Source organism: Curvibacter soli (assembly GCF_029211125.1).
In the GTDB taxonomy this organism is placed as follows: domain Bacteria; phylum Pseudomonadota; class Gammaproteobacteria; order Burkholderiales; family Burkholderiaceae_C; genus Curvibacter_A; species Curvibacter_A soli.
The window spans coordinates 16,618-37,509 of sequence record NZ_JARGEN010000038.1 but is presented as its reverse complement, the minus strand read 5'-3'; the positions used below and the strand labels follow the sequence as shown (position 1 = coordinate 37,509).

Annotated in this window: 18 protein-coding genes; 10 read left to right on the top strand and 8 right to left on the bottom strand. The window is 62.7% G+C overall.

Annotated features, from left to right (window positions below):
- Positions 1 to 15: 15 nt before the first annotated feature.
- The 6 genes from PY257_RS09740 to pilB are packed head-to-tail and all read right to left on the bottom strand — an operon-like array spanning position 16 to position 5,456.
- Positions 16 to 231 (bottom strand): DNA gyrase inhibitor YacG, encoded by a 216-nt coding sequence (locus tag PY257_RS09740; protein WP_275741175.1) that lies wholly within the window; start codon positions 229 to 231, stop codon positions 16 to 18.
- Between the two features lie 7 nt (positions 232 to 238).
- Complete coding sequence (gene zapD, locus PY257_RS09735; protein ID WP_275741174.1) at positions 239 to 997, bottom strand: cell division protein ZapD; 759 nt, start codon at positions 995 to 997, stop codon at positions 239 to 241.
- 8 nt (positions 998 to 1,005) lie between these two features.
- Positions 1,006 to 1,596, bottom strand: coding sequence for a dephospho-CoA kinase (gene coaE / locus PY257_RS09730; RefSeq protein WP_275741200.1), 591 nt, complete (start codon positions 1,594 to 1,596; stop codon positions 1,006 to 1,008).
- A gap of 25 nt (positions 1,597 to 1,621) precedes the next feature.
- The gene (locus PY257_RS09725; protein WP_275741173.1) at positions 1,622 to 2,479 is read right to left on the bottom strand and encodes a prepilin peptidase; all 858 of its coding nucleotides are present in this window, start codon (positions 2,477 to 2,479) and stop codon (positions 1,622 to 1,624) included.
- Positions 2,479 to 3,696, bottom strand: coding sequence for a type II secretion system F family protein (locus tag PY257_RS09720; RefSeq protein WP_275741172.1), 1,218 nt, complete (start codon positions 3,694 to 3,696; stop codon positions 2,479 to 2,481). The genes PY257_RS09725 and PY257_RS09720 overlap by 1 nt, the downstream gene beginning before the upstream one ends.
- Positions 3,697 to 3,719: 23 nt before the next feature.
- Positions 3,720 to 5,456 (bottom strand): type IV-A pilus assembly ATPase PilB, encoded by a 1,737-nt coding sequence (gene pilB / locus PY257_RS09715; protein WP_275741171.1) that lies wholly within the window; start codon positions 5,454 to 5,456, stop codon positions 3,720 to 3,722.
- Between the two features lie 260 nt (positions 5,457 to 5,716).
- On the opposite strand from pilB, the gene PY257_RS09710 reads away from it, so the two are divergent.
- The 5 genes from PY257_RS09710 (at position 5,717) to PY257_RS09690 (ending at position 13,239) form a co-directional block, all read left to right on the top strand.
- Positions 5,717 to 8,608 (top strand): 2-oxoglutarate dehydrogenase E1 component, encoded by a 2,892-nt coding sequence (locus PY257_RS09710; protein ID WP_275741170.1) that lies wholly within the window; start codon positions 5,717 to 5,719, stop codon positions 8,606 to 8,608.
- Positions 8,609 to 8,669: 61 nt separating this feature from the next.
- Positions 8,670 to 9,944: a 2-oxoglutarate dehydrogenase complex dihydrolipoyllysine-residue succinyltransferase gene (gene odhB, locus PY257_RS09705; protein ID WP_275741169.1), complete on the top strand. Its 1,275-nt coding sequence runs from the start codon at positions 8,670 to 8,672 to the stop codon at positions 9,942 to 9,944.
- A gap of 10 nt (positions 9,945 to 9,954) precedes the next feature.
- The gene (gene lpdA / locus PY257_RS09700; RefSeq protein WP_275741168.1) at positions 9,955 to 11,388 is read left to right on the top strand and encodes a dihydrolipoyl dehydrogenase; all 1,434 of its coding nucleotides are present in this window, start codon (positions 9,955 to 9,957) and stop codon (positions 11,386 to 11,388) included.
- Positions 11,389 to 11,458: 70 nt separating this feature from the next.
- A complete protein-coding gene (zapE, locus tag PY257_RS09695) occupies positions 11,459 to 12,562 on the top strand; it encodes a cell division protein ZapE (RefSeq protein WP_275741167.1) in 1,104 nt (367 codons plus the stop codon).
- Positions 12,559 to 13,239 carry a hypothetical protein gene (locus PY257_RS09690; protein ID WP_275741166.1) on the top strand — a complete coding sequence of 227 codons (681 nt, stop codon included), beginning with the start codon at positions 12,559 to 12,561 and terminating at the stop codon, positions 13,237 to 13,239. Before zapE ends, PY257_RS09690 begins: the two co-directional genes overlap by 4 nt.
- Before the next feature lie 12 nt (positions 13,240 to 13,251).
- Here the strand turns inward: PY257_RS09690 and PY257_RS09685 are convergent, their stop codons facing one another.
- The gene (locus PY257_RS09685) at positions 13,252 to 14,097 is read right to left on the bottom strand and encodes a PP2C family protein-serine/threonine phosphatase (RefSeq protein ID WP_275741165.1); all 846 of its coding nucleotides are present in this window, start codon (positions 14,095 to 14,097) and stop codon (positions 13,252 to 13,254) included.
- Between the two features lie 176 nt (positions 14,098 to 14,273).
- Here PY257_RS09685 and PY257_RS09680 point away from each other — a divergent pair, with 176 nt between their 5' ends.
- The gene (locus PY257_RS09680; RefSeq protein WP_275741164.1) at positions 14,274 to 16,319 is read left to right on the top strand and encodes a DNA repair helicase YoaA; all 2,046 of its coding nucleotides are present in this window, start codon (positions 14,274 to 14,276) and stop codon (positions 16,317 to 16,319) included.
- On the opposite strand, the gene PY257_RS09675 is transcribed toward PY257_RS09680, so the two are convergent.
- On the bottom strand, positions 16,282 to 17,088 hold the full coding sequence (locus PY257_RS09675) for an outer membrane protein assembly factor BamD (protein WP_275741198.1): 807 nt from the start codon (positions 17,086 to 17,088) through the stop codon (positions 16,282 to 16,284). The genes PY257_RS09680 and PY257_RS09675 overlap by 38 nt on opposite strands.
- 71 nt (positions 17,089 to 17,159) lie before the next feature.
- Between PY257_RS09675 and PY257_RS09670 the strand changes: the two genes are divergently transcribed.
- From PY257_RS09670 to ndk, 4 genes are all read left to right on the top strand, one after another.
- Positions 17,160 to 18,140, top strand: a complete 981-nt coding sequence (locus tag PY257_RS09670) for an RluA family pseudouridine synthase (protein WP_275741163.1) — start codon at positions 17,160 to 17,162, stop codon at positions 18,138 to 18,140.
- Between the two features lie 139 nt (positions 18,141 to 18,279).
- Entirely contained in the window at positions 18,280 to 18,978 is a 699-nt protein-coding gene (gene scpB, locus PY257_RS09665) for an SMC-Scp complex subunit ScpB (protein ID WP_275741162.1), read from the top strand.
- Positions 18,975 to 20,270 carry a pseudouridine synthase gene (locus tag PY257_RS09660; RefSeq protein ID WP_275741161.1) on the top strand — a complete coding sequence of 432 codons (1,296 nt, stop codon included), beginning with the start codon at positions 18,975 to 18,977 and terminating at the stop codon, positions 20,268 to 20,270. Before scpB ends, PY257_RS09660 begins: the two co-directional genes overlap by 4 nt.
- A gap of 129 nt (positions 20,271 to 20,399) precedes the next feature.
- On the top strand, positions 20,400 to 20,825 hold the full coding sequence (ndk, locus tag PY257_RS09655; RefSeq protein ID WP_275741160.1) for a nucleoside-diphosphate kinase: 426 nt from the start codon (positions 20,400 to 20,402) through the stop codon (positions 20,823 to 20,825).
- Positions 20,826 to 20,892: the final 67 nt, after the last annotated feature.

The following is a 20,892-nucleotide window of genomic DNA, read 5'->3' as shown; positions in this document are numbered from 1 at the left end:
ATGCGAGGCACGTTGTCAGTGCTGCAGGCGTGGATCACCGTAAGTCTCATCGACGGGCGGCGCTTCGCTAGGCATGCGAAACGTTTCATTTGCCCAGGCACCAAGATCCGTGAATCTGCATCGTTGGCTACAAAATGGACGATGTGCATTGGTTACCGTAAAGACGGCGGGGCCGCGGCAGGTGGGGCATGTCACGATTTTTGCCTGCGGGTCTTGGCCGGAACTGGTCATGGGCGGGTTATGCGCAAAGAGTCAATTCAAATCCCGTGTCGGATGTTGTAGCCGCATGCAGGCGGCCATCGGCTTCCTGTTGCATAAGGCGCACCGATACGATAAGCCGGTTGCCACTGATTTCTGGCACCAAGTGGAGCATGGGGTCCATCCGCAGCCGCAGCAACTGGAAGGTACGGCCTTGGGGAAGGCTTTGCTGAAAATGCCCCCGTTCGGCAATGACTTTTTGCGGCACGCCTGAGTCTCGCAGCATCTTCAGCAAAAGAAATATGGCCTCCGCCAGCGGTGCCAGCGTTGCCGTCCATGCCTGGAGATCTTGCTGGCGTAAGGCCGCATCCTGATGCTGCCACGCAAAGTAGGCAGGCAGATCAAAACCGCATGTCCCGCCCGGAATGCCGATGCGGCTGCGGATACTCATCAACCATTCGTTTTCAGTGAGAGACTGCCCGGCCTTGCCGGTTTGTGCATTGAGGGCCGTGAAATTGCGCTCGATCTGGCTTAGAGCGCCTTCCAGTGCGTCTTCTGAAATCGATGGGTTGCCACGATAGCCATCTAGAACGAGTTTTTGCTTTTCCAGGTCTTTGAGCACATCGGCTTTGAGATCGGCACGGGCGGCAACGTCCATGACCTCAAAAATAGTCACCAGCGCAAAATGATGATCGAGAGGATGGCTGCGGCCCAGCAACTCCCCCAAGCGCCGAAATAAATGTTCGAGGCGCAGGTAGGTTCTGATTCGCTCGTTGAATGGATATTCGTACAAAATCACACGTGCCATCATAGCCCGAACCACGCGGCCGTCTGCAAGGCTTCGCTCCGCAGGGCATCCAATGTGACGCCATCATTGAAGATGACGGCATCCGCGCAAAAGCGTCGCTGGGCTCTTGTTGCCTGGCTGGCAATGATGCTTTCAACCGTTTGTCTTGGCAGCCTGCTGCGTGTCATCACCCGACCTATCTGTGTTTCATGCAAGCAGTCCACGACGACAATGAGGTCGAAAACGCTAGGCCACCGTGCCGACTCTGCAAGGAGCGGAATGTCGAATACGATCCAGTGCTTTCCTTGATCCTCCCATGCAGCGGCAGCGGCAATTGTTGCCGATTGCACAAGGGGATGGATGATGGCTTCTAGTGCGTGGCGAGCATCGGTATCGGAAAAAGCCAGACTGCGCATGCGTTGGCGGTCCATCCCCCCCATTGCGTCGATGAATGCAGTGCCGAATCTCTCGGCGATCAAGGGGATGGCATCTCCGCCCGGGGCCGTAAGGCTGCGCACAATGGCATCTGCATCCACGAGGACGGCACCTGCTTGTGCAAACATGTGCCCGACGGTACTTTTGCCGCTGCCGATGCCGCCTGTAAGCCCCATTCTGCAGACAGCGCGGCGGGCCAAGTCAGAGCCCCAGCATGGAAAAGATAAATTGCAGGATGTTTTGCGGCCCTGCCCACATGGCAGTCAACCCCGCAAACGCTAGGAATGGGCCGAAAGGAATGTAGTTGCCTTCGCGCAAACCTGCACTGAACTTCATGGCGATACCTACCAAAGCACCAATGACGGATGCCATCAGAATGATGGGGACAAGGGCTTGCCATCCAAACCAGGCGCCAAGTGCTGCGAACAGCTTGAAGTCGCCATACCCCATTCCCTCCTTGCCGGTTGCCAGCTTGAAAAGCCAGTACACAAGCCACAAGGAGATATATCCCGCTGCAGCACCCCATACCGATGAGGACAGCGGGGTCTGAATCCAGTGCATGGCAGATGCGAGAAGCCCCCCCCACAGCAGGGGCAGTGTGATGTCGTCGGGAAGCAGGGTCGTGTCCCAGTCGATCAGTGCCAATGCCAGCAATGTCGCTGCATATGCGGACCACACCACCCCTTCCGGCGTAATGCCCCAACGTCGTATGGAGAAAAAGAAAAGAGCCCCCGTTGCTATTTCCACAAGGGGATAGCGAATGCTGATTCCTTGCGCACACGCAGAGCAGCGGCCCCTCAGAAGCGCATAGCTCACGACAGGAATGTTTTCATACCATCGGATCACATGCCTGCAGTGAGGGCAGGCTGATCGCGGGACCATGAGGTTGAAGGCGGGGGGTGGGTGTTCTCCGGTGGCATGGCCGCTGAATTCGCTACATTCCGCAGCCCATTGCGCCTCCAGCATCTTCGGCAGCCTGTATATCACGACATTCAGAAAGCTGCCTATCAGCAACCCCACCGTGCCGGCAAGCGCAGCATCCAGCAAAGATGCGGCCATCAAACCACTTGGCCCAACTTGAAAATTGGCAGGTACATCGAAACCACGATGCCGCCAATCACGACGCCCAGAATAACGATGATGATCGGCTCCATCAGGCTGGATAGACCGGCAACCATATCATCCACTTCAGCTTCGTAAAAGTCCGCGGCTTTGCCAAGCATATGGTCAATCGAACCAGATTCCTCGCCAATGGCGCACATCTGCAGCACCATTGAAGGAAAGATGTTGGCATTTGTCATTGCGGCAGTCAAACTCGTGCCGGTCGATACTTCCTGCTGGATTTTCTCGGTAGCGCTGGAATACACTGAATTGCCGGCGGCGCCACCTACGGAGTCCAAAGCTTCCACTAATGGAACCCCTGCGGCAAACATGGTGGAAAGCGTGCGGGTCCAACGGGCCACACAAGCTTTCTCGATCAGAGCCCCGAAGATGGGGACGCGCAGCAGCAGGCGATCCATGAACATCTGCACTTTCTGATTGCGCCGCCAAGCCTGCATGAAGAAGAAAACGGCGCCGCCGATGCCGCCAAAAATAAGCCACCACCATTTCACGAAAATCTCGCTCATGCCGATCACGAACAAGGTGGGCGCAGGAAGATCGGCGCCAAACGAGGTAAATACATCCTTGAAGGCAGGAATCACGAAGATCATGATGACTGCGACGACGACAAAGGCCACGATGATGACGGAAGTCGGATACATCAGCGCTGATTTGATCTTCGACTTGATGTTCTCCGTCTTCTCCATGTAAAGCGCAAGGCGGTCAAGCAGGGCTTCCAGAATACCGGCGGCTTCGCCGGCCTCCACCAGATTGCAATAGAGGCTGTTGAAATACAGGGGATGTTTGCGAAAGGCCGCATTCAGCGACGTGCCTGTCTCGACATCGGAACGGATCTCATTGAGTAGCTTGGTGACGCTGGGGTTGGGATTGCCGCGCCCCACAATGTCGAACGATTGGAGCAGTGGCACGCCTGCCTTCATCATCGTCGCGAGTTGTCGTGTGAAGATGGCAATGTCCTTGGGCTTGATCCTCTTGCCCGAGCGCATACGGCGCTTTTTGATCTTGCTGGGCAGCACACCTTGGCGCCGGAGGGTCGCCTGAACCTGGTTTTCACCCACGGCGCGAATTTCTCCGCGCACAGGTTTCCCGTTGCGGTCCTTGCCTTCCCATTCAAAGACGAAATCCTTGATATCCCTGGATGCCACAGTTGCCATGGTGCCTCTAACTCGTTCGCAATCTATTCATTGGTGACGGCAAGGACTTCTTCCAGCGAGGTAATGCCCTGCTTCACTTTGTGCAGGCCAGATTCCCGCAAAGAGCGGACACCTTCTCTGCGGGCTTGCTCCGCGATATCCATGGCGCTCCCATCACGCAGAATAATGCGCTGAATCTCATCGGAAATGGGCATAACCTGGTATATCCCTACGCGGCCCTTGTAGCCATTATTGCAACTGGAGCAACCCACGGCCTTATAGGGCACCCAGGAGCCATCGAGATCATTCTCCGTGTAGCCTGCTTCCACAAGCGCCTCATGGGGGATATCGGCAGGCGCCTTGCACAGCGGGCAGAGCCGTCGAGCCAAGCGCTGCGCTGTGATCAGGATAACGCTGGATGCGATATTGAATGGGGCTATGCCCATGTTGCGCATGCGCGTCAATGTCGTCGGGGCATCATTCGTGTGCAGCGTGGAAAGCACAAGGTGGCCCGTTTGGGCGGCCTTGATGGAAATATCCGCGGTTTCGAGGTCGCGAATTTCGCCCACCATGATGATGTCAGGATCTTGGCGCAGAAAAGATTTCAGCGCCACGGCAAATGTGAGGCCTGCCTTTTCATTCACATTGACCTGATTGACCCCGGGAAGGTTGATTTCCGATGGATCTTCGGCCGTGGCGATATTGACACCGGCCTTGTTCAGGATGTTCAGGCAGGTATAGAGGGAAACCGTCTTGCCGGAGCCTGTCGGCCCCGTGACCAATATCATCCCGTAGGGGCGGCCGATGGCATGCATCAATCGCTCTTTTTCCTCGGGATCGTAACCTAGCGCTTCGATCCCCAGCCTGGCGCTACTCGGGTCGAGAATACGGATAACGATTTTCTCGCCAAAAAGCGTGGGGAGCGTACTAACGCGAAAATCGATCACCCGATCAGGGCCGATCTTGAGCTTCATCCGGCCATCCTGCGGAACCCGCTTCTCCGAGATATCCATCCTGGAAATGACTTTGATGCGCGATGCCAGCTTGTCCTTGATCGCGATAGGGGGAGAGGCTATTTCCCGCAACTCGCCATCAATGCGGAAGCGCACCCGGTACTGGTGCTCATAAGGCTCGAAATGCAGATCGGATGCGCGCATGCCCACTGCATCGAGCAGCATCTTGTGAAGGAACTTGACGATCGGGGCATCTTCTACGTCGTTTCCGGTATTCGATTCCGCCGCTTCGACCGGAGAGCCCATGTCTCCTTCGTCGAATTCGAATTCGCCGCCGATGATGTTGTCCATCGACGCGGCCGTGCTGGCCGTACTGCTTTCCACGAGCTTGGACAGCTTGTCGTATTCCGCGATGACCCAGTCCACCCCCATCTGGGTGGAGAACTTGATTTTTTCTGCCGCTTCCTGGTCCGACGGATCGGCGGTGGCGACGATCAGCCGGTTGTTGCGCTTGCTGAGCACCAGTACGCGGTAGGACTGACAGATCTTCGTGTCGAGAAGATCCTTCGGCAGGCGTAGCGGATCGATGGCATCAAGGTCCAGCAGCGGCGCTGCGAAGGACGCCGACATTGTGTGCGCCAAGTCATAGGCGGATACGGCGCCAGACCCCGTGAGCTCTGCGATGAAGCTGCTGCGGTTCGCCTGTGACTTCCGATAGAGGTCGTCGGCGGTCTTCTGCTGCAGCTTGCCGGCCAGAATCAGCGCCCGGCCCAAACCGGGCAGGGCTATCGTGGACGTTTCTTTACTGGCGGAATCGACTGCAGCCATGTAACCGGGAATGTAATGTTAAGTATTTAGGTAACCCATCCTATCATCCCATCATTCTGATGGACTGTAAAACAAAAAACAAAGCGCCTGCCACCCGGCGTTGTATCGGCGGTCTCATCGTTTCCCGGATCAGTGGCACAATGCCGCCTGCACACGGGTCCTTCCCAGCCACAGTCGCATCCGCCATTCGGTTCAGCCGTGTCGCGGAAGGTTTATTTACCAACTAATGTCTTCCAAAGGAAGGCGGAGGTTAGCGGAACATGAGTGAACAATTTTCGGCGCCGGCCGGCTCCATCTACCAAGCTTATTCGGCCAACACCTATCTCTTCGGCGGCAACGCGCCGTACGTCGAAGATATGTATGAAAACTACCTCGCAAACCCCGGCAGCGTGCCTGACAACTGGCGCGACTATTTCGACGCCTTGCAGCATGTTCCGGCGGCCGACGGTTCACAGGCGCGCGATGTGCCGCACTTGCCGGTGGTCAATGCCTTTGCCGAGCGTGCCAAGCAGGGGCAAACCAAAGTCGTGGTTGCCAGCGCCGACTCAGAACTGGGCCGTAAGCGTACGGCGGTGCAGCAACTGATCGCGGCGTACCGCAACGTAGGTGCCCGTTGGGCCGACCTGGATCCGCTCAAGCGCACCGAGCGGCCGGCGATTCCAGAACTGGAGCCCGCGTTCTACGGCTTTTCCGACGCCGACCAGGAGACCGTGTTCAATACCAGCAACACGTTCTTCGGCAAGGACACGATGTCGCTGCGCGAGCTGCTGAATGCCTTGCGCGAAACCTACTGCGGCACGATTGGTGCCGAGTACATGTACATCACCGACCAGAACCAGAAGCGATGGTGGCAACAGAAGCTGGAGACGATTCGCAGCAAGCCCAACCTCGGTGCCGACCAGAAGAGGCGCGTGCTGGACCGGCTGACGGCCGCCGAAGGGCTCGAGCGCTTTCTCCATACCAAATACGTCGGGCAGAAGCGCTTTTCGCTGGAGGGCGGCGAGAGCTTCATCGCGTCGATGGACACGCTGATCCAAGAGGCTGGGTTGCGCGGCATCCAGGAGATCGTGATTGGCATGGCCCACCGTGGACGCCTGAACGTGCTCGTGAATTCGCTGGGCAAGATGCCCAAGGACCTTTTCGCCGAGTTCGACCACACGGCGCCCGAAGACCTGCCGAGCGGCGACGTGAAATACCACCAGGGTTTCAGTTCGGACGTATCCACTGCGGGGGGGCCTGTCCACCTGAGCCTGGCGTTCAATCCCTCCCATCTGGAGATCGTGAATCCCGTCGTGGAAGGCTCGGTGCGCGCCCGCATGGACCGCCGCAGCGATGAGCATGGCAAGCAGGTATTGCCGGTGCTAGTGCATGGCGATGCGGCCTTCGCGGGCCAGGGCGTGATCATGGAGACGCTGGCGCTGTCCGAAACCCGGGGTTACTTCACGGGCGGCACGGTGCACATCGTCATCAACAACCAGATCGGCTTCACCACCAGCGACCCGCGCGACAGTCGCTCCACGCTGTACTGCACCGATGTGGTCAAGATGATCGAATCGCCGGTGCTGCACGTCAATGGCGACGATCCCGAAGCCGTGACGCTGGCAACCAAACTGGCGCTGGATTTCCGCATGGAGTTCGAGCGTGACGTGGTGGTCGACATCATCTGCTTTCGCAAACTCGGCCACAACGAGCAGGATACCCCCTCGCTCACGCAGCCGCTGATGTACAAGAAAATTGCGGCCCACCCCGGTACGCGCAAGCTCTACGCGGACAAGCTGGCGACCCAGGGTTTTGGCGAGTCCCTGGGCGACGACATGGTCAAGGCTTACCGCGCAGCCATGGATGCGGGCACGCACACCGTGGATCCGGTGCTGACCAACTTCCAGAGCAAGTACGCGGTCGACTGGAGCCCGTTCCTGGGCAAGAAGTGGACCGACGCCTGCGACACCGCGATTCCGCTGGCCGAATGGAAGCGCCTGGCCGAAAAGGTCACGACCATTCCCGCCAACATCACGCCGCACATGCTGGTGAAGAAGGTCTACGACGACCGCGCCGCCATGGGCCGCGGCGACATCAACGTGGACTGGGGCATGGGTGAGACCATGGCCTATGCCTCGCTCGTGGCCAGCGGTTATCCCGTGCGGCTCTCGGGCGAGGATTCCGGGCGCGGCACCTTCAGCCACCGCCATTCGGTCATCCATGACCAGAGCCGCGAAAAATGGGATGTCGGCACCTATACCCCGCTGCAGAACGTTGCGGAGAATCAGGCGCCCTTCGTCGTCATCGACTCCATCCTTTCGGAAGAAGCTGTGCTGGGCTTCGAGTACGGCTATGCCTCCAATGACCCGAACACGCTCGTGATCTGGGAGGCGCAGTTCGGCGACTTCACCAACGGCGCCCAGGTGGTGATCGACCAGTTCATCGCGTCGGGCGAAGTGAAGTGGGGCCGCGTCAACGGCCTGACGCTGCTGCTGCCGCACGGCTACGAAGGCCAGGGCCCGGAGCACAGTTCGGCCCGCCTGGAGCGCTTCATGCAGCTCTCCGCCGACACCAACATGCAGGTCTGCCAGCCCACTACGGCCAGCCAGATATTCCATCTGCTGCGCCGCCAGATGGTGCGCAATCTGCGCAAGCCCCTGGTCATCATGACGCCCAAGTCGCTGCTGCGGGCCAAGGATGCGACGTCGCCGCTGTCCGAGTTCATCCATGGCGGCTTCCAGACCGTGATTCCCGAGCATGGCGAGGACGTGGTGCGCAAGGCGGAGAAGGTCAAGCGCGTGGTCGTCTGTTCGGGCAAGGTGTACTACGACCTGGTCAAGAAGCGCACCGAAAAGGCCGTGGACGACGTGGCGATCGTCCGCATCGAGCAGCTCTATCCGTTCCCGCACAAGGCGTTCGCCGCGGAGCTCAAGCGCTATCCGAATGCATCGGACATCGTCTGGTGTCAGGACGAGCCGCAGAACCAGGGCGCCTGGTTCTTCGTGCAGCACTACATCCACGAAAACATGATCGAGGGCCAGCGCCTGGGCTACTCGGGGCGTGCTGCTTCGGCATCGCCGGCAGTCGGTTATTCGCACCTGCACCAGGAGCAGCAGAAAGCGCTGGTCGACGGCGCGTTCGGCAAGCTCAAGGGCTTCGTCCTGTCCAAGTAAAACCACCCATGGACGCCGCTGCGGCGGCGTTCACTGACATAAGAACCACCGGAAGAATGCAATGGCTATCGTAGAAGTCAAAGTCCCCCAATTGTCTGAGTCCGTGGCCGAAGCCACGATGCTGCAGTGGAAGAAGAAGGCCGGCGAGTCCGTGGCCGTCGATGAAATCCTGATCGAGATCGAAACCGACAAGGTCGTGCTCGAGGTCCCCGCGCCGTCCGCGGGCGTGCTGGCGGAAATCGTCGTAGGCGATGGGGGCACGGTCGTGTCCGACCAGGTCATCGCCAAGATCGATACCGAGGGCAAGGCGGGTGCGGCTGCACCGGCCCCCGCGCCCATCGCCGCGGCTGCACCTGCCGCAGCCGCGCCGGCACCGGCGGTTGCTGCCGCACCCGCTGCCGGCGGCTCCAAATCCGATGTGGCCATGCCCGCCGCGGCCAAGCTGCTGGCCGACAACAACCTTGCCACCACCAGCGTTCCCGGCACCGGCAAGGATGGCCGCGTGACCAAGGGCGACGTGCTGGCCGCCGTGGCTGGCGGCGCCAAGCCCGCTGCCGCCGCACCCGTCGCCATTCCCACGGTTGCGCCGAAGGCCGCACTGCCCCTGGTGGCGGCGCCCGCCGTCAACCTGGGCGACCGCCCCGAGCAGCGCGTGCCCATGAGCCGCCTGCGCGCCCGCATCGCCGAGCGCCTGCTGCAGTCGCAATCCACCAATGCCATCCTGACCACGTTCAACGAGGTCAACATGGCGCCGGTGATGGACCTGCGCAAGCGCTTCCAGGACAGCTTCACCAAGGAGCATGGCGTCAAGCTCGGCTTCATGAGCTTCTTCGTCAAGGCTGCCGTGCATGCGCTCAAGAAGTACCCCGTGATCAACGCCAGCGTGGACGGCACCGACATCGTTTACCACGGCTACTTCGACATTGGCATCGCCGTGGGCAGCCCGCGCGGCCTGGTGGTGCCCATCCTGCGTAATGCCGACCAGATGAGCTTTGCCGACATCGAGAAGAAGATCGCCGAATTCGGCCAGAAGGCCAAGGACGGCAAGCTCGGCATCGAGGAGATGACCGGCGGCACCTTCTCCATCAGCAACGGCGGCACTTTCGGCTCGATGCTCTCCACGCCCATCATCAACCCGCCGCAGTCGGCCATCCTGGGCGTGCATGCGACCAAGGATCGCGCCGTGGTGGAGGATGGCCAGATCGTCATCCGGCCGATGAACTACCTGGCGATGAGCTACGACCATCGCATCATCGACGGCCGCGAAGCCGTGCTCGGCCTTGTGGCCATGAAGGAAGCGCTGGAAGATCCGGCGCGCCTCCTCTTCGACATCTGAGGAGCGGCACATGGCTGATACCAAACTATTCGACGTCATCGTGATCGGCGGCGGCCCCGGCGGCTACATCGCCGCCATCCGTGCCGCGCAACTCGGCTTCAACGTCGCCTGCATCGACGAGTGGAAGAACGACAAGGGCGGCCCGGCGCCGGGCGGCACCTGCACCAACGTGGGCTGCATCCCGTCCAAGGCGCTGCTGCAGTCATCGGAGCATTACGACCAGGCCAACCATCACTTCGCCGACCACGGCATCGCGGTGAAGGGGCTGGAGATCGACGTTGCCAAGATGCTCGCGCGCAAGGACACCGTTGTGAAGCAGAACAACGATGGCATCCTCTACCTGTTCAAGAAGAACAAAATCACATTTTTCCATGGCCGCGGATCGTTCGTGAAGGCTGTCGATGGCGGCTACGAGATCAAGGTGGCCGGCGCCACGGAGGAGAGCCTCGCGGGCAAGCACGTCATCGTGGCCACGGGCTCCAGCGCCCGCGCGCTGCCGGGCGTGCCGTTCGATGAGGAGAGCGTGCTCTCCAACGACGGCGCGCTGCGCGTGGCCGCCGTGCCCAAGAAGCTGGGGCTGATCGGCTCGGGCGTCATCGGGCTCGAGATGGGCTCGGTCTGGCGCCGCCTGGGCTCGGAAGTCACCATCCTCGAAGGCTTGCCCACGTTCCTCGGTGCCGTCGATGAGCAGGTGTCCAAGGAGGCCTTCAAGGCCTTCACCAAGCAGGGCCTGAAGATCGAACTCGGCGTCAAGGTCGGCGAGATCAAGGCCGGCAAAAAGGGCGTGAGCGTAGCCTACGTCGACGCCAAGGGCGAAGCCAAGGAACTGGCGGTGGACAAGCTCATCGTCTCTATCGGCCGCGTGCCAAACACCATTGGCCTCAATGCCGAGGCAGTGGGGCTGAAGCTCGACGAGCGCGGCGCGATCGTCGTGGACGGCGACTGCAAGACCAGCCTGCCCAACGTCTGGGCCATCGGCGACGTGGTGCGCGGCCCCATGCTGGCGCACAAGGCCGAGGAGGAAGGTGTGGCCGTGGCCGAGCGCATTGCCGGTCAGCATGGGCACGTCAACTTCAACACCATCCCGTGGGTCATCTACACTAACCCCGAGATCGCCTGGGTCGGCCAGACCGAGCAGCAGCTCAAGGCCGCGGGGCGCGCCTACAAGGCCGGCAGCTTTCCGTTCCTGGCCAATGGCCGCGCCCGTGCGCTGGGCGACACGACCGGCTTCGTCAAGTTCCTGGCGGATGCCGCGACCGACGAAATCCTCGGTGTGCACATCGTCGGCCCCCTGGCCAGCGAGTTGATCGCCGAGGCCGTGGTAGCGATGGAGTTCAAGGCCAGCGCCGAAGACATTGCGCGCATCTGCCACGCCCATCCGTCCCTCTCCGAAGCCACGAAGGAAGCAGCGCTTGCCGTCGACAAGCGTACGCTGAACTTCTGATTTATGCATGAAAATGGCTTCCAGCGCTTATATATCAAGCGCTGATAGCTATTTAAATGATAGCAATAGAGTGACTGACAGCGTCAAGCAGGCATACGAGGCGGAGCTTGCCGCCCGTGGCTTCGCCAGCGACCCCGCTCAACTGCGCGCCGTCGACGCGCTGGAGCGCTGCGCCACCCAATGGGCGGCGTACAAGGAAAAGCGCTCCAACACGCTCAAGAAGCTGCTCAACCATCCCGAAGTGCCGCGGGGCGTATACATGTACGGCGGCGTGGGCCGCGGCAAGAGCTTTTTGATGGACTGCTTCTACAACGCGGTCCCGCTGCGCCGCAAGACGCGGCTGCACTTCCACGAATTCATGCGCGAGGTGCACCGCGAACTGACTGGCTTGCAGGGCACGGTCAACCCGCTCGACGAACTGGGGCGGCGCATCGCGCGGCGCTACAAGCTCATCTGTTTCGACGAATTCCACGTGGCCGACGTGACCGATGCGATGATCCTGCACCGCCTGCTGGTCTCGCTGTTCGAGAACGGCGTGGGCTTCGTCACCACCTCCAATTTCGCCCCCGACGATCTGTACCCCGACGGTCTGCACCGCGACCGCATCCTGCCCGCCATCGCCTTGCTCAAGGAGCGGCTGGAAGTGGTCAACGTCGACAACGGCACCGACTACCGCCAGCGCACGCTGGAGCAGGTCAAGCTCTACCACACGCCGCTGGGCCCGCAGGCCGATGCCGAGATGGCTGCGGCCTTCGATCGGCTGGCCGAGACGCAGGACGAAGATCCGGTGCTGCACATCGAGGCGCGGGAAATCCGCGCGCGCCGCAAGGCCGGCGGCGTGATCTGGTTCGACTTCCGCACGCTGTGCGGCGGCCCGCGTTCGCAGAACGACTATCTCGAGATCGCCAGCCAGTTTCACACGCTGCTGCTGTCCGACGTGCCGCACATGCCGGTGCGCAGGGCATCGGAGGCGCGCCGTTTCACCTGGCTCATCGACGTGCTCTACGACCGGCGCGTCAAGCTCATCATGTCGGCAGCCGTGCCGCCGGAAGAGCTTTACACCGAAGGGCCGCTGGCCCACGAGTTTCCGCGCACCGTGTCGCGCCTCACCGAAATGCAGTCCAAGGAGTTCCTTGCACTGGAGCGGCGTACCGTGGACACGCGCCTCACATGAGCACCCGTGCCGCCTTCCTGCTGATGAGTCTGGTCTGCGCAGCGGCGGTGGAGGCGCAGCCCCAGCCCCAGCCATCCTCCGCTGTCGATACGCCTGTCGCGGCCCCTGCCGCCAACGTGGCGGCGGCCCGGGCCGTCGAGCGCCGCCGCATCGTGCAGGAGCGCCAGGCGGTGCAGGCGCAGCAGGCGGCGGAAGAGGCCGCCTGCTATGGCAAGTTCGCGGTCAACGACTGCCTGGCCGATGCGCGTGCGCGCCACCGCAGTGTGCTGGCGGACCTGCGCCGGCAGGAGCTGTCGCTCAACGACGAGGAGCGGCGCGAGAAGGGTGCCGCCCAGCGAGGCTTGGTCGATCAGCGCATGCGCGAGCAGCAGGAACGGCAAGAGCGCGCTGCCGCAGAGCGACCGAAACAACCGCCTGCGCGCGTGGATCCCGCCGAACGTACCACGGTGCGCGAACAGGACGCCGCAGCGCGCGCCGGGCAGCAACAGCACCGCATCGAGGCGCAGCAAAAGGAGCAGGCTGCACGCGCCGAGAAGGCCGCGAATGCGCCTGTGCAGCGCCAGCGTTATGAGGAAAAACTACGCGCCGCGCAAGAACGTCGTGCGCAGAATGCGCGCAACCGCGAAAAGCGCCAAAAAAGCGACCAAGCGGTGCCACCCCTGCCCGCGCCGCCGTGATGCGGCGGCCGCTCAGGACGCGGCGCTGCCCGAAGGCTGGCCGCCGGCGGCTGGAGGCGGTGCGCCGGGCGCCGCGCCATGGGGCGGCTTGTTTCGGGTGTCGGGCATGGCTTCGATGTGGACGATCGCCAGCGACAGGTTGTCGCCGCCGCCGCGGCTGCGCGAGCGGGCTTTCTCGATCAGGAACTCCGTCGCCTCGCGCGGCGTCAGCGAACTGACGACCGAGGCCATTTCCTCGGGGCTGAAATAATGCCAGACCCCATCGCTGCAGGCCAGCAGCGTGTCGCCCGCCTGGAGCTGCGGGATCAGGTGCATGGCGATGGGCGGATCTTCCTCGGTGCCCAGGCAGCCGATCAGGATGTTGGAGCGCGGATGGGTGAGCGCCTGCTCGGGCGTGATCTCGCCCCGGTCTACCAGCGCCTGCACGTAGGAATGGTCGCTGGTGCGGCGCACCATCTTGTCGCCGTGGAAATGATAGATGCGCGAATCACCCACATGGGCCCAGTGGCAGTCGCCCAGGGGGTTGATGAGAAACGCCGCGATGGTGCTGTGCGGCTCCTGCTCCGACGAAATCGCCGTGAGCTTGATGACCATGTGGGATTCCTTGACGATCTGCTCCAGCATGCTGGAGCCGTCGTCGGTGGCCGGGTCGTAGCGGTCGAACAACTGGCGCGCGGTCAGCATGACCTGGTCGGATGCCTTGCGCCCTCCGCTGCGGCCTCCCATGCCGTCGGCCACTATGGCAAGCACGCAGCCATTGATGCGCGGATGGCTGAGCAGGGCCACTTGGTCCTGCTGGTAGTCACGGTCACCTTTGTGGATTCCCGTCGATGCGATGAGTCGGTAAGCGAGAGTCATGCGGGCCGCTCGGCTGCTTCGATTGGATGGAGGGGAGAAGGCCGTATTATGGGTGCGAACATACGCTCAGCGCGTTTACTTATCGTGGCTTTTTTCCTGACATCTCTGTTTCATTCGCCCGCACGCAGGCGTCAGGACTTTCACTGCCGCTTTGCATGCCGGGCCGGGCGGGCCGCATGACACTCGAAGCCGCGGTGTGTGCGGCCTTCGCCGCCGATGGCCCGCTGGCGCGTGCCGATGTCCATTTCATGCCCCGGCAGGGACAGACGGATATGGCGCAGGCGGTTGCGCGCACCATCGAGCAAGGGGGTGCCCTGGTCGTCGAGGCAGGCACGGGTGTCGGCAAGACCTTCGCGTATCTCGTTCCTGCCTTGCTGAGCGGCGAGCGCGTGCTGTTGTCCACGGCGACCAAGGCGTTGCAGGACCAACTCTTTGCGCGCGACCTGCCTCAACTGGTTCAGGTATTGGGCATGCCGGTACGCACGGCGCTTCTCAAGGGGCGCGGCAGCTATCTATGCCTGCACCGCATGGAAGCCGCGCGCCAGGCCATGGGTGTGCCTGAGACCGCCGTCCTGCGCGCTCTCGCCAGGATCGAAGAATGGTCGCGCACCACGCGCACCGGCGACCTGGCCGAACTGCCAGGGCTGGACGAACGCTCGCCCGTGATTCCTTGGGTGACCTCCACGCGCGAGAACTGCGTGGGCTCCCAATGCCCACGGTTTCGCCAGTGCCACGTCAACCTCGCGCGGCGCGAGGCCCTGGCCGCTGACGTGGTGGTCATCAACCACCATCTCTTTTTCGCGGACCTGGCCGTGCGCGAGTCCGGCATGGCCGAACTGCTGCCAAGTGTGCGCGTCGTGGTGTTCGACGAGGCCCACCAGATCAATGAAACCGGCGTGCAGTTTCTCGGTGCGCAACTGACCACGGGACAGTTGCTGGACTTTGCGCGCGACCTGCTCGGCGCGGGCCTGCAACTCGCACGCGGCCTGGCGCCATGGAATGCGCTGGCGGCAGAATGTGACCGGGCTGCGCGCGACCTGCGGCTGGCCGTCGGGCGGGCCTCGAATGGCGCCAAGCTGCGGTGGACCGGCGCGGTACCCGACGACGTGGATGCCGACGCGTGGCACACGGCCCTGCAGGCCCTGCAGGAATCGCTGGAGCATGTGCAGGTTGCGCTGGACACGGTATCGGAGTTGGCGCCGGACTTCGTGCGCCTGCGCGAGCGGGCGCGTGAACTGCTGGCGAAGCTCGCGCGCTTTGCGGGCCCATGCGCTACGGATGCCGTGCGGTGGCTGGATGTCGGCAATCCGCAATTGCGGATTGTCGAGTCGCCGCTGGACATCGCGCAGGCCATGCACGAGCGCCTATTGCGGCTGCCGTCCGACAGCGCTGCGTCTTCGACGGATGCTGGCAGCGCCGAGGGTGACGGCAAGTCGTGGATATTCACTTCGGCCACGCTGGGAGGCGATGCGCAACTGCGCTGGTTCACCGAACCCTGTGGCCTGACCCAGGCGCAGATACTGCGCGTGGAAAGTCCCTTCGACTATGCCCGACAGGCGAGCCTCTATATTCCGCGCGGCCTGCCGCTCCCCTCAGACCCTGGCCACAGCCAGGCGCTGGCCCGCTGGATTGCCGTCGCGGTGCGGCGCCTGGGGGGGCGTACGCTGGTGCTCACGACCACGCTGAAGGCGCTGCGCACGATGGGTGACTATCTGCAGGATGCCTTCCGGGAAGGGGGTGTCGATGTGCTGCTGCAAGGCCAGTGGCCCAAGCGCCGGCTGATGGAGCGCTTCCGCGAAGGTGCTACGCAAGGTCGGCCCGGGTGCGTGCTCGTGGCATCGGCCTCTTTTTGGGAAGGCTTCGACGTGCCAGGCAAGGTGCTGCAACTGGTCGTCATCGACAAATTGCCGTTCCCCCCGCCGGGCGATCCATTGGTAGAGGCGCGCTCCCAGCGGCTGGAGCAGGCAGGCCGCAGCGCTTTTCGCGACTATGCGTTGCCAGAAGCCGCCGTGGCGCTGAAACAGGGCGCTGGCCGGCTGATACGGCGCGAAACCGACAGCGGCATGCTGGTGATCGGCGATACCCGGCTGCTGACGATGGGCTATGGGCAGCGCCTGCTGTCGGCGCTACCGCCCATGCGGCGGATTCAGACCGAGGAGGAAAGCGACGCGGCGCTGGATATGCTCACCAGAGCTTCCACCACGGATCCGAATTGGCCCTGAACCCGCGGGTCAGGTACTGGCTCTGGGGGTAGCTGGCATCCATGACGCGGCGCGCGTCGTCGCGCAACTGCGCCATGCCGAGCGCATCGTAGGACTGGATCAGGATGTAGAGCGCCTCTTCGAGCGCCGGCACGTCGCGGTACTCCGCCAGCGCCGACTGCGCCCGGCTGATGGCCGCCACGTAGGCCCCGCGCCGGTAGTAGTAGCGCGCCACATGCACGTCGTACTGCGCCAGCGAATTCACGATGTAGACCATGCGCTGGCGGGCATCGGGTGTGTAACGGGATTCAGGGAAACGGTTCGTCAGCTCGCGGAATGCCTCGTAGGATTCTTGCGCAGCCTTTTGGTCGCGCTCCGACAGATCCTGGCGCGACAACGCAGAGAACAAGCCCAGGTCGTCGTTGAAGTTGACGACCCCTTTGAGGTAGAGCGCATAGTCCACGGCCGGGCTGGCTGGATGCAGCTTCAGGAAACGATCCAGCGTGGCGATCGCCTGCGCCTTTTCGCCGCCCTTGTATTGCGCATAGGCCTTTTCGAGCTGTGCCTGCTGGGCCAGCGGCGTGCCGGCAGCGCGGCCTTCGAGCTTTTCGAACAATGGAACGGCCTTGTCGTAGGAGCCGTTGCTCAGTTCGTCCTTGGCTTCCGAGTAGATACGGTTCGGGCTCCAGTTGGCGGTCTTGTCCACATCGGTGGTGGAGCAGCCGCCCAAGAGCACTGCGGCGCATGCTACGACCACGGTGGACAATGCCGATAATTTCGCGCGAAGCATCACGGACAACCTTCTTGAAAACGAGCCGGACGATTATATCGACGCCCCCTGCGATGCAGTTACATGCTGCCATGGATGCATTCCCCGAGGACGACGGCCCCCCGGACACAGACGAGGAGCGGCGGGTCGTCGCCATGGGCGAAGGCCAGCATGGCCAGCGCCTGGACCGGGCTCTTGGCGATACGGTGCCCGAATTTTCGCGCAGCTATTTGCAGAAACTGATCGAGGAAGGGGCTGTGTGCTTAAACGGCGCCGTTGTGTCCAAGAGTGCGGTGCGGATCAAGCTCGGCGACGAGGTGGCGGTCTCGCTGCGGCCCACGCCGCAAAGCCAGGCTTTCCGCCCTGAGCCGATACCGCTTTCCGTGGTGTTCGAGGACGACCATTTGCTGGTCGTCGACAAGCCGGCTGGGTTGGTCGTCCACCCGGCGCCAGGCAACTGGAGCGGCACACTGCTCAATGCGCTTCTGGCGCGCGATGCCCGTGCCGCGCTACTGCCGCGCGGGGGCATCGTGCACCGGCTGGACAAGGACACCAGTGGCCTCATGGTGGTGGCGCGCGACCGCGTCACCATGGATGCGCTGGTACGCATGATCGGCGAGCGCACGGTGGGTCGCCAATACATGGCGCTGGCGCACCGCCCGTGGACCGGGCCGGTCCAGCGCAGGGTCGACGCTGCGATCGGGCGCGACCCGCGCAACCGGCTGCGCATGGCCGTGGTCGACCCGCTGCGGCATGCGGGTAAGGCTGCCCGCACCGATATCGAGCTGATGGAGAACGCCGCGCAGGGGTGCTGGGTGCGCTGCACGCTGCACACGGGTCGTACCCACCAGATACGGGTGCACATGGCGCACATAGGACATCCACTGCTGGCCGACGCGCTGTACGGCGGCGCTGCGCTGGCAGGTATGCAGCGGCAGGCGCTGCATGCATACCGGCTGGCATTCACGCATCCGGTGTCCGGTGCGCCGCAGGTTTTCGCGTCTGCCTTGCCGCAGGACTTTGCCAATGCCTTGGCGGCATGGGGCGTGCGCTACAATGGCCATGACGGCTGACTGAGCAAACCGGTTTTGCCGGCTTCCGCTTGGTTGCGCCGGTTCCGCGCAAGGCGTTTTCCGCCTCCCGCGCCGTACTCTTCGAGCTACTCCACCGTGCCGTACCGCGCCAGCGGCGCTTCTTTACGAGTCATCGACCATGAACACCGCGGACGCAAAGCGCGTCCTTGAAACCGCATTGATCTGCGCAGCCCAGCCCATGCCGCTGCGGGATTTGCGCGTGCTTTTCGACGATGCGCTGGGTGCCGACACCATAAAGGACATGCTGGCTGCACTGCAGCAGGAGTGGACGCTGCGCGGCGTGGAACTGGTTCAGGTGGCATCGGGCTGGCGCTTCCAGAGCCGGCCCGAGATGCGCGAGTACCTCGACCGGCTGCATCCCGAGAAGCCGCCGCGCTATACGCGGGCCACGCTGGAGACCCTGGCCATCATCGCCTACCGCCAGCCGGTGACGCGGGGCGACATTGAGGACATCCGTGGCGTGACGGTCAACAGCCTGATCGTCAAGCAATTGGAGGACCGCGGCTGGGTCGAGGTGATCGGCCACCGCGAGACGGTGGGCCGGCCGGCCCTGTTCGCCACCACGCGCCAGTTCCTAGACGATCTGGGGCTCCAATCGCTGGAGCAATTGCCCGAACTGGATAGTCCTGCGCAACAAGGTGCCTTGCTCGATGTGCTGCAGGAGGAACTCCCCGTTGCCGACGAAGCGCAGCAGGGTCTGCCCATGGCTGAAGCGGCTGTGCTTTCTGAGGAGGCGCGTCCGGGCGATGCGGTTGCAGACCTTCCCGCATCAACGACCGACGGCGCCGGACACGCCGATGACGGAATCCATTCATGAACGAATCCACGACAGACAATGCAGTGCCCCTTGATGGGACCGATCCGGAGCCGATACCCTCGGTGGACGCGCCTCGTAAGCACAAGTTGCAGGCCAAGGGCGCTCCGGCTGTGCCATTGCTTTCGAATCCGGATGCGCAAGGCCCGGACGATGCGTTGGTCGATTCTCCTCCAGATGCTTCGCCCCCCACGAGGTTTGTCGACGTGGTGTCGGGCCGGTTCGATGCCGATGAAACCAGTGCCGATGCCACTGCTCGGCCCAAGCGCGTGCTGGCGCCGCAAACCGAAACGCCGAAGCTGCACAAGGTATTGGCACAGGCCGGCCTGGGTTCGCGGCTCGAGATGGAGCAACTCATCATCGAGGGCCGCATCTCCGTCAACAACGAGCCTGCGCATATCGGCCAGCGCATCCAGTTCGGCGACCAGGTCAAAGTCAACGGCAAGCCGATCCGGTTGCGCATCGCACCGCCGCCGCCGCGCGTGATCGCTTACCACAAGCCGGCTGGCGAGGTTGTTACACACGACGACCCGCAGAACCGTCCGACCGTGTTCCGCAAGCTGCCGCGCCTGCCGCAAGGAAAGTGGCAGTCGGTCGGTCGGCTCGACCTCAATACCGAAGGCCTGCTGTTGCTCACCAGTTCCGGTGAACTTGCCAATACCCTGATGCATCCGCGGTTCGGCCTGGAGCGCGAATATGCGGTGCGCGTCCTGGGAGCGCTCAGCAACGAGGAAAAGCAGCGCCTGCTCGACGGCATCGCGCTCGACGACGGCATGGCACAGTTCGGCTCCATCGAAGACGGCGGTGGGGAGGGTGCGAACTGCTGGTATCGCGTGACGATCTCCGAAGGGCGCAATCGCGAAGTGCGGCGCATGCTCGAAGCTGTCGGACATGCAGTGAGTCGTCTGATCCGCATACGCTATGGGGCAATGGCGCTGCCGCGCGGTTTGCGGCGCGGCTTCTGGATCGAGTTGAACGAGCGCGAGATCCGTGCGCTCATGCAGGCGGTTGGCCTGGATGCAGGCCGCTTCCAGGAGACGATGGGCGATGACCACCGTAGCAGCCGCAGTCCTCGCGGGGCCCCTGCGGGCAACGGACAGCCTCCCCGGGGGGGCAAACCGGCAGGCGATGCAAAGCGTGACAGCATGGGCAGGCAGCCCAATGGTGGGCAGCCCGACCCCATGAAGACCTCGCTGGGCTATATCGGTGCGGATGGGGTTTCGCGCCAGCGCCAGAATGGCCAGGGTGGCGGCGCGCGGCGCAATGGCACCCGGCGGGGCGGTTGGGGACGGTAAGCGCCTGCTTGCTGGCCCGGGCATCTCGGGCAAGCCGTAAAGCGGCCATGCATTCAAGATAAAATCAAAGACTTTGCTCCCACAGGGCGCAAGTTCCGTATTCATCCAAAAAGTTGAGGAAGATCCACCATGGCAATCGAACGCACGCTCTCCATCATCAAGCCAGACGCCGTCGCCAAGAACGTGATCGGTCAGATAGTTTCCCGTTTCGAGGCTGCAGGACTGAAGGTCGCCGCGGCGCGCATGGTGCAGCTTTCGCGCCTGGAGGCCGAGCAGTTCTATGCGGTGCACAAGGAGCGGCCTTTCTTCAAGGATCTCGTCGATTTCATGATCTCCGGCCCGGTGTTCGTGCAGGTGCTCGAAGGCGAGAACGCCATTTTGAAGAACCGCGAACTGATGGGGGCGACCGACCCCAAGAAGGCTGCTGCCGGCACTATCCGCGCCGATTTCGCCGACAGCATCGACGCCAATGCTGTCCACGGCTCCGACGCGACTGAGACGGCGGCGGTCGAGGTGGCGTTTTTCTTTCCTGCTCTGGACGTCTATTCGCGCTGAGGCCCGTTCCCTTCGGACGGCTGCTGCGCAGCAGTGCGGGCTGAGAGGGAAAAGGGCGCAAGGCACA